The sequence below is a fragment of the Dechloromonas sp. ZS-1 genome, assembly GCF_039649255.1.
Classification (GTDB): Bacteria; Pseudomonadota; Gammaproteobacteria; order Burkholderiales; family Rhodocyclaceae; genus Azonexus.
This window is the reverse complement of sequence record NZ_JBDIYD010000001.1, coordinates 410,690-422,452: the sequence shown is the minus strand read 5'-3', so window position 1 is coordinate 422,452 and position 11,763 is coordinate 410,690. Positions and strand designations below refer to the sequence as shown.

Here is an 11,763-nt window from a genome sequence, read left to right as displayed (position 1 = left end):
TGAGCCTGTGTGGTCTTTAATCGACCGCGATACTTGGATTGAACATGGATTTTCGTCAGGACTTCATCGAATTTGCCGTCGGCTGCAACGTGCTCCGCTTCGGCGAATTCAAAACCAAGGCAGGCCGCCTGTCGCCCTATTTCTTCAACGCCGGCTTGTTCAACGACGGCAATTCGCTGGGTCGGCTCGCCGAATTCTACGCGAAAGCTGCCCAGACCAGCGGTCTCGGCTTCGACATGCTGTTTGGCCCGGCCTATAAGGGCATTCCGCTGGTGGCAGCCATCTCCATCGCCCTGGCCCGTGACGGCAAGAACTACCCGTTTGCCTTCAACCGCAAGGAAGCAAAAGACCATGGCGAAGGCGGCAATATCGTTGGCGCCCCGCTGACCGGCCGTGTCCTGATTGTCGATGACGTCATCTCGGCCGGTACGTCCGTGCGCGAATCCGTTGAACTGATCCGTGCCGCGGGCGCCACGCCGGCCGGCGTCCTGATTGCCCTCGACCGCCAGGAACGCGGCCAGGGTGAGTTGTCCGCCGTCCAGGAAGTACAGCGCGATTACGGTATTCCGGTCATTGCTGTGGCCGGTCTCAAGGATCTGATGACCTTCCTGGCCAACAACGAGACCCTGGCTGCGCATCGCGACGCCGTCGGTCGTTATCGCGAGCAGTACGGCGTCGATGCCTGATCGCCGGCTTTCCCCCCTCCTGTTGCTGCTGCTTGCACTGGGTGCTCAGGCGGGCGGGGAGTCCTATTGCTGCCAGGAGGCCACGAGTGGCCGGCGCATCTGCGCCGACACGCTGCCCGATGCCTGCCGGGGGCGTGCTTACCGCGTCCTCGACAGCGCCGGCAATGTGGTCAAGGAAGTGGCTGCGCCGCTGACTGCGGAACAGAAGATCGAGCGGGCCCGCGAGGAAACCCTGCAAAAGCAGGCAGACGAGCACAAGCGGGAACAACGTCGCAAGGACCAGGCCCTGCTCGACACCTACGCCACGCTGGCCGACATCGAGCTCTCCCAGAAAAAGGCAGAGGACGACGTCCGTTTTACCTTGCAGGCTGCCCAGTCACGGATTGCAGCTGCCCGCAAACAACAGCAGAAGCTGATGGCCGAAGCCGAGTTCTACAAGAAAAAGACCTTGCCGGCCGACCTCGACAAGGCCTTGCGGGCGGTCAACCACGAGGTGAAGGTCGAAAGCGAACTGATCGACGTCAAGCAACGCGAGCTTGAGCAGATCAAGATCAAGTACGACACCGACCGCAAGCGTTTTCTGGAACTGGTCAGCAACCCGGCCAATCGCCGCTCGCCGAACGGCAACAGCCCACGTTAAAAAGGCGCCCCGCAGGACGCCTTTTTTGTATTAGCCGGCCAGTTTCTGCTTCAGCAGGTCATTGACCTGCTGTGGGTTGGCTTTCCCCTTGGCGGCCTTCATCACCTGACCGACCAGGGCGTTGAACGCCTTTTCCTTGCCGGCCTTGAATTCCGCCACGTTGCCCGGATTGGCGGCAAGCACCTCATCGACCAGTTTTTCGATGGCACCGGTATCGGTGATCTGCTTCAGCCCCTGCTTCTCGATCACTTCATCTGCCGAGGCACCTTCGCCGTTCCACAATGCCTCGAAGACCTTCTTGGCGATGTTGTTCGAGATGGTGTTATCGGCAATCCGCTGGATCAGGCCGCCCAACTGCTGTGCGGAGACCGGCGATTCGGCCAGTTCCTTGCCATCCTTGTTGAGGCGCGCCGCCAGATCGACCATGACCCAGTTGGCGCAAGGCTTGGCGTTGGCCGCGCCGGCCACGGCGACGGTCGACTCGTAAAAATCGGCCATTTCCTGGCTCGCCGTCAGGGTGTTGGCATCGTAGGCGGAGAGGCCCAGATCGCGCATGAAACGTTCGCGCTTCTGGCCCGGCAGTTCCGGCAACTCGCCCTGCACGCGGGCGATCCAGTCGGCGCCGATGACCAGCGGGAGCAGGTCGGGATCCGGGAAGTAGCGGTAATCGTGCGCATCTTCCTTGGTCCGCATGGTGCGCGTCTCGCCGGTGTCCGGATCGAACAGCACGGTGGCCTGCTGGATAGAACGGCCTTCCTCGATTTCGTTGATCTGCCACTGGACTTCGTAGTCGATGGCTTCCTTCAGGAAACGGAAGGAGTTGAGGTTCTTGATCTCGCGGCGGGTACCGAAGGGTGCCCCCGGACGACGCACGGACACGTTGGCGTCGCAACGGAAGGAGCCTTCCTGCATGTTGCCGTCGCAGATGCCGATCCACTGCACGAGGGCGTGCAGGGCCTTGGCGTAGGCCACGGCCTCATCGGAGGAACGCATGTCCGGCTCGGTCACGATCTCGAGCAGCGGCGTGCCGGCACGGTTGAGATCGATCCCGGATTTACCGTGAAAATCTTCGTGCAGGGATTTGCCGGCGTCCTCTTCGAGGTGGGCGCGGGTCAGGTTGATGGTCTTTTCGTAGGCCTTCTCGCCACTCCCGACCTGTACCGTGATCGTGCCGCCCTGCACCACCGGCAGCTCGAACTGGCTGATCTGGTAGCCCTTGGGCAGATCCGGGTAGAAGTAATTCTTGCGCGCGAAGATCGACTTCGGCGCGACATGGGCCCCGATGGCCAGACCGAAGCGGATGGCGCATTCGACGGCCTTCTTGTTGAGCACCGGCAGGACGCCCGGCAAGGCGAGATCCACCGCGCAGGCCTGGGTATTGGCTTCGGCGCCGAAGGCGGTCGAAGCGCCGGAAAAAATCTTGGAAACGGTCGCAAGCTGGGCGTGCGTTTCAATCCCGATGACAACTTCCCATTGACTCATGGTTTCATCCGTTTAATGACAGCGCCCGCTGCGTGCATCGACGACGACGGGCCAAAGATAATCGAAAGCCTGACCATCGCAGGACTTCTGGCAGTTGTTGAAGGCGACCGTCACGGTACTGCCCTGCTCCCACATGCGCACCGTGCAGTCCTTCTCGGTCTTGTGGCGCAACAGGGCCTGCGGCAGCTTCTCGGCCTGATCGAACTGGTTCAGGTTAAAGCGGCAGGTACCGTGCCCCTTCATCGTCACCTGCGCATCGAAGTTCTTGACCACCGCTTCCTTGACCAGCAGATCAAGGCGCGTCTGCGTCCCGATGGCATCACGACTGGAGCACTTGGATTTGACGTTCAGAGGACGTGTCGGCTGCGGCTTCAGATTGCGGCCCGCCAGATATTTGAGGGTCGAGTTTTTAAACTTGGGGGACTCCTCGACGGTCGACGGCGTTTCGGCAGCGATTTCCGGCGCATCCGACGCCGGCTGCGTGTCGACCTGGGCACAGGCGGCCAGGAAAACGACAGGCAGCAGCGTCAGCGCGCGCCGAAACATCAGGCGATCCCTGCCGGCAACTGGCGATGCCAGCCGGTGACTTGCTGGTAGCGGTGCGCCACATTCAGCAGGCGGGCTTCGCCGAAGTAATTGCCGATCAGCTGCAAACCGACCGGCAAGCCGTCGGCAAAACCGCACGGCACCGACATCCCCGGCAAACCGGCCAGGTTGAGGGAAATGGTGTAGATGTCCGACAAGTACATCTGAACCGGATCGGCCGACTTTTCACTGATGCGGAAGGCCGTGGTCGGCGAGGTCGGGCCGAGGATCACGTCGCACTGCTTGAAGGCCTCGACGAAGTCGTTGGCGATCAGGCGGCGGATACGCTGTGCCTGCAGGTAGTAGGCATCGTAATAACCATGCGACAGGACATAGGCGCCGATCAGGATGCGGCGCTTCACTTCCTCGCCGAAGCCCTGGGCACGGGTCTTCATGTACATGTCGTCGAGGTTGCCGTATTCCGGCGCCCGATAGCCGTAACGCACACCGTCGTAGCGCGACAGGTTGGAACTGGCTTCCGCCGGGGCGATCACGTAGTAGGCGGGGATGGCCAGATGCGTGTTGGGCAGGGAAATCTCGACCGTGGTCGCGCCCAGCTTGCGGTATTCGTCGATGGCCGCCTGCACGGCAGCCATCACCTTGGCATCGCAGCCCTCACCGAAGAACTCCTTGGGCAGGCCGATTTTCAGGCCGGCCAGCGGCAGGTCAAGGTCGCGGGCGTAATCTTCGCGCGGACGATCGAGCGAGGTCGAATCACGCTCGTCGAAACCGGCCATTGCATTGAGCAGCAGCGCGCAATCCTCGGCGGAGACACCCATCGGGCCGCCCTGGTCGAGCGACGAGGCATAAGCGATCATGCCGTAGCGCGACACCACACCGTAGGTCGGCTTCAGGCCGGTCAGGTTGCACAGGCCGGCCGGCTGGCGAATCGAGCCGCCGGTATCCGTTCCCGTGGCGATCGGCGCCATGCGCGCAGCGACGGCGGCGGCCGAGCCGCCCGAAGAGCCGCCCGGCACGCGGGAGGTATCCCACGGATTCTTCACCGCACCGAAGTAGGAATTTTCGTTGGACGAACCCATCGCGAATTCATCCATGTTGGTCTTGCCGAGCGAGACCATGCCGGCCTGACGATGCAGCTTGTCGATCACCGTCGCATCGTAGGGCGCAACGAAATCGGCCAGCATCTTGGAGCCACAGGTCGTACGCCAGCCTTCGGCGCAGAAGATGTCCTTCTGAGCAACCGGAATCCCGGTCAGCGGGCCGGCCGTACCGGCTGCCAGACGGGCATCCGCCTCGGCGGCCATGGCCAGGGTCTTCTGACGGTCGACCGTGACAAAAGCATTGATTTCCGGGTTCAGGCGCTCGATGCGATCCAGATACAGGGTAGCCAGTTCGACCGCTGAAATTTCCTTGCTGGCCAGCGACTGACCAAGCTCCTTCAGGCTTTTTTCAATCATTCGATCACCTTCGGAACGAGGAACAGACCGGCTTCGGTTTCCGGTGCAACCGCCTGATAGGCGGCCCGGCGATCGGTCTCGCTGACCGCGTCTTCACGCAGTCGCTGGGAAAGGTCCTGAGCGTGGGCCATCGGCTCGATGCCGGTCGTGTCGACCGCCTGCATCTGCTCGATCAGCTGGAAAATACCGTTCAGGTGGGACTGGGTCGTGCGGGCCTCGGCTTCGCTGACCTCGATGCGCGCAAGATGGGCAATGCGCTGTACCTGTTCTAACGTGAGCGACATGGTCTCTGAAGGCTTTGTAAAGACTTTTATTGCGGTGCACAAAGTCTTAAAATGGAAAGCGTTATAAGGTATCATAAAAGTTTTCCCTACCGCACCCCCAACGCGGAGACACACACTGATGTTCGGCTTCCTCAGCAAATATTTTTCGAACGATCTCGCCATTGACCTTGGTACGGCCAACACGCTGATCTATGCACGCTCCCAGGGCATCGTCCTCGACGAGCCGTCCGTCGTCGCCATTCGCGTCGAAGGCGGCCCCAACGCCAAAAAAACCATTCAGGCCGTCGGTAAGGAAGCCAAGGAGATGCTTGGCAAGGCACCCGGCACGATTACCGTCATCCGCCCGATGAAGGACGGCGTGATCGCCGACTTCACCGTCACCGAGCAGATGCTCAAGCAGTTCATCAAGAAGGTGCATGACTCGAAGCTGTTCAGCCCGAGCCCGCGCATCATCATCTGCGTTCCGTCCGGCTCGACCCAGGTCGAACGCCGCGCCATCCGCGAATCCGCACTCGGTGCCGGCGCCAGCCAGGTGTACCTGATCGAGGAACCGATGGCTGCTGCGATCGGTGCCGGCCTGCCGGTCGCCGAAGCAACCGGCTCCATGGTCGTCGATATCGGCGGCGGCACGACCGAAGTTGGCGTCATCTCGCTCGGCGGCATGGTCTATGCCGGCTCCGTGCGCGTCGGCGGCGACAAGCTGGACGAAGCCATCATCAATTACATCAGCCGCAACTACGGCATGATGATTGGTGAGAACACGGCGGAAAACATCAAGAAGACCATCGGTTCTGCCTTCCCGGGCGCCGAAGTCAAGGAGATGGAAGTTTCCGGCATCAACAAGGCCGAAGGCATCCCGCGCAAGTTCACGATTTCCTCCAACGAAATCCTGGAAGCCCTGACCGATCCGCTGAACCAGATCGTGTCCGCCGTGAAGTCCGCGCTAGAAAAGACCCCGCCGGAACTCGGTGCCGACATCGCCGAAAAGGGCATGGTCCTGACCGGTGGTGGTGCCCTGTTGCGCGACCTCGACCGCCTGCTCATGGAAGAAACCGGCCTGCCGGTGATCGTTGCCGACGAGCCGCTGACCTGCGTGGCCCGTGGCTGCGGCATGGCACTGGACAAGATGGACAAGCTGGGCAGCATTTTCGCCTCGGATTAAGCGTCGACCGCATCGAAACGGAGTTGAGCGATGCCCGGCATCGATCACGCACCCCCACCGTTCTTCAAGCGAGGGCCAGCACCGCTGGCCCTTCTGACTTTCTACATCGCCCTCTCGCTGGCGATTTTTGTCGTCGACCTGCGCTTCCAGAGTCTGGAATTGTTGCGCCAGAGCGTCGCCCTGTTCGTCGATCCGGTACAGCGCATCGCCCAGACACCGGGCAGCCTGGTCGACTACGCGGACCAGTACCTTGAAGGCATGCGCAGCCTCTCCAAGGAGAACGACGAGCTGCGCCATGCCAAGCTGACCACGGCGCCCGATCTGCAGCGCCTGGCCCAGTTGGAAGCCGAGAACGAGCGTCTGCGCAAACTGCTGTCCGTGAAGGAACGCGAAAAGGCCAAAGGCCAGGTTGCCCAGATTCTCTACACGGCCCGCGATCCCTTCTCGCGCAAGGTCATTGTCGACAAGGGACAGCAGGCCAACATCGTTGCCGGCCAGCCGGCCATCGACGAATCGGGCGTGGTCGGCCAGGTGACCCGCGTCTTCCCGTTTTCTTCGGAAATCACGCTGATCACCGACAAGGACCAGGCCGTTCCGGTCCAGATCGTCCGTAACGGTCAACGCTCCGTGGTGTTCGGCCTGGGCAACGGCCAGCTGGAACTGCGCTACATGCCGGCCAACGCCGATGTCGAGGTCGGCGACCTGCTTGTGACCTCCGGGCTGGATGGCGTGTATCTGCCCGGCTTCCCGGTCGCCAAGGTAATCAACATCGAGCGCGACAGCGCCTACTCCTTCGCCCGGATTTTCTGTGCGCCGGTCGCGGGCGTCGAAAACTTCGGCGAGGTCATGGTGCTCGACGCCCGGCCGCCCTTGCCCGAGCGTCCGCCGGAGTCCGGTAGCCGCGGCGGTGCCGACGGCAACCAACGTATCAAGAAAAAACGCGCCGTCAAAGGAAACTGATGCAACCGACTTTTTCCTCTTCGCGCATCCTGCTGCCAGTCCGGCCCTGGTTCATTTTCTTCAGCCTGCTGGCCGCCGCCCTCGTCAATTTCCTGCCGACCTCACATTGGCCCGGCATGCCGGACTGGGTCGCCCTCGTGCTCTGTTTCTGGAGCGTGCGTGAATTCCGCCGCGTCGGCATGGGTTGGGCCTTCATTCTGGGCATCCTGATGGACGTGGCCGATGGCGCGGTACTGGGTCAGCATGGCTTCGCTTATGTGCTGCTTGCCTACGCCTCCACCTCATTGTCCCGGCGGCTGCTCTGGTTCCCGCTGGCACAGCAGGCCTTGCAGGTCCTGCCGCTGCTGCTGGGCACCCAGGTGATTCAGGCCCTGATGCGTATGGCAGTCGGCTCCGATTTCCCGGGCTGGAGTTATTTCATCGGCCCGTTCATCGCCGCCCTGCTCTGGATTCCCGCCACGTTCATTCTGCTCCTGCCGCAGTACCAGCCGGTCGAGCAGGATCCTGACCGACCGATTTAACGCCAGGGCAACGACGTGAGCAGTTTTCACAATCCCGAAGCCGATACCGACCGTTTCCGATTCCGGCTCGGCTTCGCCGCCGTTTTCGTGCTCCTCTGCTTCGCGGTGCTGCTGGGCCGCTTTATCTGGCTGCAGGTCATCCAGCACGATTTTTACCGGACCCGCGCCGAAGACAACCGCATTGCACTGATCCCCATCGTACCGAACCGGGGGGTCATCACGGATCGCAACGGCGTGGTGCTGGCCCGTAACTACTCCGCCTTCACGCTGGAAATCACGCCCTCCCAGGCCGGCAATCTCGATGAGACGATCAGCGCCCTGAGCGAGGTCATCGAAATCCTGCCGAAGGATCGCAAACGCTTCAAGCGCCTGCTCGACGAGGCCAAGAACTTCGAGTCGATTCCGATCCGCACTCGTCTCAGCGATGAGGAAGTCGCCCGCTTTGCCGCCCAGCGCTACCGCTTTCCGGGCGTTGAGGTGAAAGCGCGTCTGTTCCGCCAGTACCCGCTCGGCCACGTGGCCTCCCACGCCATCGGCTATATCGGCCGCATCACGGACCGCGACCTCAAATGGATCGAGGATGCCGAGAAAACTGCCAACTACAAGGGCACCGATCACATTGGCAAAACCGGCCTCGAACAGCATTACGAATTCGAACTCCACGGCATCACCGGCTACGAACAGGTCGAAATCGATGCGGGTGGTCGGGCGCTGCGCAGCCTCAAGCGCATTCCGCCGGTATCCGGCAACAACCTGCAACTGACACTGGATGCCAAACTCCAGGAAATCACCGAAAAGGCCTTTGGCGACCGCAAGGGCGCCCTGGTGGCAATCGAACCGGAAACCGGCGGTATCCTCGCACTGGTGTCCACGCCCACCTACGATCCCAACCTGTTTGTAGACGGCATCACGCCGGACAACTGGAAAGAGCTGAACGAACATCCGGACAAGCCGATGATCAACCGCACGATCAACGGCGCCTATCCGCCCGGCTCCACCTTCAAACCCTTCATGGCCCTCGGCGCACTTGAACTCGGCAAGCGTACGCCCGGCCAGGCCATCGCCGATCCGGGCTACTTCAACTTCGGCAACCATCAGTTCCGCGATGACAAGAAGGGCGGGCATGGCATGGTGGATATGTACAAATCCATCGTCCATTCCTGCGATACCTACTACTACATGCTGGCCAACGACATGGGGATCGACATGATTTCCAAATTCATGGGCAGCATCGGCTTCGGCAGCAAGACCGGCATCGATCTCGGCAAGGATGATTCGGGGGAATCCCGGGGTGTCCTGCCCTCGCCCGAATGGAAGAAGCAGCGTTTCAAGCGGCCTGAACAGCAAAAATGGTATGCCGGCGAAACCATCTCCATCGGGATCGGACAGGGTTACAACGCCTACACCCCGATTCAGCTTGCCTCGGCCACGGCCACGCTGGCCAATAACGGGGTGATGTTCCGCCCGCACCTCGTACGCAATATCGTGGATACCCGCTCGGGTGAAAAACGTCCGGTCGAACCTCAACCGCTGCGCGATCTGGGCTGGAAACAGAAAAATCTCGAGGTCATCCACCGCGCGATGATCGGCGTGAATAAGGAAGGGACGGGCGCCCGCGCCTTTGCCGGCGCCGAGTACACCGTGGGCGGCAAGACCGGGACAGCTCAGGTCTTCTCGCTCAAGGGCAGCCAATACAAGGAATCCGCGATCAAGAAAAACCTGCGCGATCACGCGCTCTATATCGCCTACGCCCCGATGGACAAGCCCAAGATCGCACTGGCCGTGCTGGTGGAAAATGGCGGTTTCGGGGCTCAGTCCGCCGCCCCGATTGCGCGGATGGTGCTCGACTATTACTTGCTCGGCAAATTGCCGAAGGGCGCTGCCAACGAGGATGATGCCGCCGTGGAGGACGACGGAGAATGATCGATTACGTTGCCACCGTTCGCCGTGGCTGGCAAAACGCCATTGCGCACATCGATTTCCCCCTGCTCCTCATCACCCTGGCCATCATGGGCCTGGGCCTGCTCACGGTGAATTCGGCCACCATCGACAGTACCCACCGCATGCTCTCCCAAGCCAGCAATATGGGGGTCGCCCTGCTCATCATGTGGCTTGTTTCCCGCATTCCGCCACAAAAATTGATGAATTTCGCCATCCCGCTGTATGTCTTGGGCCTGGTGCTGCTGGTGGCGGTCTTTCTCTTCGGGGTGAAGGTCAATGGGGCGCGGCGCTGGCTCTCCATCGGCTTCACCCGCATTCAGCCCTCCGAGATCATGAAAATCGCCATGCCGCTGATGCTGGCCTGGTATTTCCAGAAATACGAGGCCACGTTGCGGGCCAAGCATTACGCGATTGCAGCCCTGCTGCTCCTGGTCCCCTTCGGCCTCGTGGCCAAGCAGCCCGACCTGGGCACTGCACTCCTGATCGGCGGTGCCGGTTTCTTCGTGATCTTCTTTGCCGGCCTGCCCTGGAAAGTCATCATCGGGATGATTGCGGCGGGCGTCTCCGCTGCGCCCTTCCTCTGGACCATGCTGCACGATTACCAGAAGAAGCGCATCCTGACCCTGCTCGATCCCACCACCGACCCGCTGGGCTCCGGCTATCACATCATCCAGGCCACCATCGCGATCGGCTCCGGCGGCGCGGTCGGCAAGGGCTATCTCAACGGTACCCAGACCCACCTTGAGTTCATTCCCGAGAAGCACACCGACTTCATCTTCGCCGTGTATTCGGAGGAATGGGGGCTGCTCGGCAACACCCTGCTCGTCGTGCTGTACACGCTGCTCATCGGGCGTGGCCTGATGATCGCCTCCGCCGCCTCGACCCTGTTCTCGCGCCTCTTGGCGGGCGCCATCACGCTCGGCTTCTTCACCTATGCCTTCATCAACATGGGCATGGTGAGCGGCATTCTGCCGGTGGTCGGCGTCCCCCTGCCCTTCATGAGCTACGGCGGTACCGCGCTGGTCACGCTCTTCCTCGGGATTGGCATGCTGATGTCCATCCATACCCATCGGATGCTGGTCAAGAAATGAAATACAGCTTCCTCTCCGGCCTGCTCGCCCTGCTCCTCGCCGCGTGCGGCACGACGCATGAACCGGTCCGGGAAAGCAGCACCCCGACGGTCGACCCCAAAAAAGGGCCCGTTTCCAAAACACCGACCCGCAAGCCGGGCGTCGTGCTCAAGCGGGGCGGGGGCTTTTACAAGGATGATGGCCCGGGTGAGGAGATTCCCGACGGGCTGGACGACGTGCCGGATGCCGAACCGAAATGGGAGCCGCTGCACAAGCCGGCCACCCGGCCCTATGTGGTGCTCGGCAAGGAGTACGTCCCGAACACCAGCCTCAAGCCCTACAAGGCACGCGGCATCGCCAGTTGGTACGGCAAGAAATTCCACGGCCAGAAGACCTCGATCGGCGAACCCTACGACATGTTCGCCATGACGGCCGCCCATCCGACCCTGGCCCTGCCCTCCTACGTCCGTGTCACGCAGGTGCAGTCCGGCAAGTCGGTCATCGTACGCGTCACCGACCGCGGCCCCTTCCATGCCGACCGGGTCATCGACCTGTCCTACACGGCCGCCTACAAGCTCGGGCTGATCGATGGCGGCAGCGGCATGGTCGAAGTCGAAGCGATTCTGCCCGGCGAACCGGCCGGGACCACCTATGCCCAGGTTACCAAGCCGGTCGAACGGGAAAATGGCGTGGCGCTGGCCCAGCGCCTGGCACGCGAAGAAGCCCCGGTGCAAACCCTGTTGTCCGGCTCGACCAGCGAAACCGTGCTGCCCAAAGGCGTCTATCTGCAATTGGGCGCATTCGGCAACGCCGACAATGCGGAAAATCTGCGCAACCACCTGAGCCGCGAACTGGACTGGCTGAGCGAACCCATGCGCATTCAGTCCGCAGGCGGCATCCACCGTCTGCAACTGGGGCCTTACGCCTCCCGCCCGGACGCAGAAAAGATCGCCGACCGGATTCGCAACGCACTCGGCTACAAACCCACTTTCGTCATTCGTTAAGCGCCCTCCC

The 11,763-nt window shown here is 61.8% G+C and carries 12 protein-coding genes; 8 read left to right on the top strand and 4 right to left on the bottom strand.

Translation table 11 applies throughout. The features are described from left to right. Positions 1 to 44: 44 nt before the first annotated feature. Positions 45 to 686, top strand: a complete 642-nt coding sequence (gene pyrE / locus AACO21_RS02080) for an orotate phosphoribosyltransferase (protein ID WP_346190819.1) — start codon at positions 45 to 47, stop codon at positions 684 to 686. Next, positions 679 to 1,326 carry a hypothetical protein gene (locus AACO21_RS02075; protein ID WP_346190818.1) on the top strand — a complete coding sequence of 216 codons (648 nt, stop codon included), beginning with the start codon at positions 679 to 681 and terminating at the stop codon, positions 1,324 to 1,326. Before pyrE ends, AACO21_RS02075 begins: the two co-directional genes overlap by 8 nt. A gap of 30 nt (positions 1,327 to 1,356) precedes the next feature. On the opposite strand, the gene gatB is transcribed toward AACO21_RS02075, so the two are convergent. The 4 genes from gatB to gatC are packed head-to-tail and all read right to left on the bottom strand — an operon-like array spanning position 1,357 to position 5,095. Further along, positions 1,357 to 2,808 carry an Asp-tRNA(Asn)/Glu-tRNA(Gln) amidotransferase subunit GatB gene (gene gatB, locus AACO21_RS02070; protein ID WP_346190817.1) on the bottom strand — a complete coding sequence of 484 codons (1,452 nt, stop codon included), beginning with the start codon at positions 2,806 to 2,808 and terminating at the stop codon, positions 1,357 to 1,359. Between the two features lie 12 nt (positions 2,809 to 2,820). After that, positions 2,821 to 3,354 carry a hypothetical protein gene (locus AACO21_RS02065; protein WP_346190816.1) on the bottom strand — a complete coding sequence of 178 codons (534 nt, stop codon included), beginning with the start codon at positions 3,352 to 3,354 and terminating at the stop codon, positions 2,821 to 2,823. Next, positions 3,354 to 4,811: an Asp-tRNA(Asn)/Glu-tRNA(Gln) amidotransferase subunit GatA gene (gatA, locus tag AACO21_RS02060; protein ID WP_346190815.1), complete on the bottom strand. Its 1,458-nt coding sequence runs from the start codon at positions 4,809 to 4,811 to the stop codon at positions 3,354 to 3,356. Before gatA ends, AACO21_RS02065 begins: the two co-directional genes overlap by 1 nt. Next, complete coding sequence (gene gatC, locus AACO21_RS02055) at positions 4,808 to 5,095, bottom strand: Asp-tRNA(Asn)/Glu-tRNA(Gln) amidotransferase subunit GatC (RefSeq protein WP_346190814.1); 288 nt, start codon at positions 5,093 to 5,095, stop codon at positions 4,808 to 4,810. The genes gatA and gatC overlap by 4 nt, the downstream gene beginning before the upstream one ends. 118 nt (positions 5,096 to 5,213) lie before the next feature. Between gatC and AACO21_RS02050 the strand changes: the two genes are divergently transcribed. Genes AACO21_RS02050 through AACO21_RS02025 form a run of 6 tightly spaced genes read left to right on the top strand, consistent with a single transcriptional unit; the run spans position 5,214 to position 11,753 of the window. Further along, positions 5,214 to 6,257 (top strand): rod shape-determining protein, encoded by a 1,044-nt coding sequence (locus tag AACO21_RS02050; RefSeq protein ID WP_346190813.1) that lies wholly within the window; start codon positions 5,214 to 5,216, stop codon positions 6,255 to 6,257. Positions 6,258 to 6,287: 30 nt separating this feature from the next. Then, entirely contained in the window at positions 6,288 to 7,217 is a 930-nt protein-coding gene (gene mreC / locus AACO21_RS02045; protein WP_346190812.1) for a rod shape-determining protein MreC, read from the top strand. After that, positions 7,217 to 7,738: a rod shape-determining protein MreD gene (gene mreD, locus AACO21_RS02040; protein WP_346190811.1), complete on the top strand. Its 522-nt coding sequence runs from the start codon at positions 7,217 to 7,219 to the stop codon at positions 7,736 to 7,738. The genes mreC and mreD overlap by 1 nt, the downstream gene beginning before the upstream one ends. A 15-nt stretch (positions 7,739 to 7,753) precedes the next feature. Then, positions 7,754 to 9,661, top strand: coding sequence for a penicillin-binding protein 2 (mrdA, locus tag AACO21_RS02035; protein ID WP_346190810.1), 1,908 nt, complete (start codon positions 7,754 to 7,756; stop codon positions 9,659 to 9,661). Continuing rightward, positions 9,658 to 10,770 (top strand): rod shape-determining protein RodA, encoded by a 1,113-nt coding sequence (rodA, locus tag AACO21_RS02030; protein ID WP_346190809.1) that lies wholly within the window; start codon positions 9,658 to 9,660, stop codon positions 10,768 to 10,770. Before mrdA ends, rodA begins: the two co-directional genes overlap by 4 nt. Further along, positions 10,767 to 11,753 (top strand): septal ring lytic transglycosylase RlpA family protein, encoded by a 987-nt coding sequence (locus AACO21_RS02025; RefSeq protein WP_346190808.1) that lies wholly within the window; start codon positions 10,767 to 10,769, stop codon positions 11,751 to 11,753. Before rodA ends, AACO21_RS02025 begins: the two co-directional genes overlap by 4 nt. Positions 11,754 to 11,763: the final 10 nt, after the last annotated feature.

What these genes read in the sequence shown, in the direction of transcription:
- pyrE (WP_346190819.1), top strand. Translation starts at nt 45, where the DNA reads ATGGATTTTCGTCAGGACTTCATCGAATTTGCCGTCGGCTGCAACGTG.
- AACO21_RS02075 (WP_346190818.1), top strand. Translation starts at nt 679, where the DNA reads ATGCCTGATCGCCGGCTTTCCCCCCTCCTGTTGCTGCTGCTTGCACTG.
- gatB (WP_346190817.1), bottom strand. Translation starts at nt 2,808, where the DNA reads ATGAGTCAATGGGAAGTTGTCATCGGGATTGAAACGCACGCCCAGCTT.
- AACO21_RS02065 (WP_346190816.1), bottom strand. Translation starts at nt 3,354, where the DNA reads ATGTTTCGGCGCGCGCTGACGCTGCTGCCTGTCGTTTTCCTGGCCGCC.
- gatA (WP_346190815.1), bottom strand. Translation starts at nt 4,811, where the DNA reads ATGATTGAAAAAAGCCTGAAGGAGCTTGGTCAGTCGCTGGCCAGCAAG.
- gatC (WP_346190814.1), bottom strand. Translation starts at nt 5,095, where the DNA reads ATGTCGCTCACGTTAGAACAGGTACAGCGCATTGCCCATCTTGCGCGC.
- AACO21_RS02050 (WP_346190813.1), top strand. Translation starts at nt 5,214, where the DNA reads ATGTTCGGCTTCCTCAGCAAATATTTTTCGAACGATCTCGCCATTGAC.
- mreC (WP_346190812.1), top strand. Translation starts at nt 6,288, where the DNA reads ATGCCCGGCATCGATCACGCACCCCCACCGTTCTTCAAGCGAGGGCCA.
- mreD (WP_346190811.1), top strand. Translation starts at nt 7,217, where the DNA reads ATGCAACCGACTTTTTCCTCTTCGCGCATCCTGCTGCCAGTCCGGCCC.
- rodA (WP_346190809.1), top strand. Translation starts at nt 9,658, where the DNA reads ATGATCGATTACGTTGCCACCGTTCGCCGTGGCTGGCAAAACGCCATT.
- AACO21_RS02025 (WP_346190808.1), top strand. Translation starts at nt 10,767, where the DNA reads ATGAAATACAGCTTCCTCTCCGGCCTGCTCGCCCTGCTCCTCGCCGCG.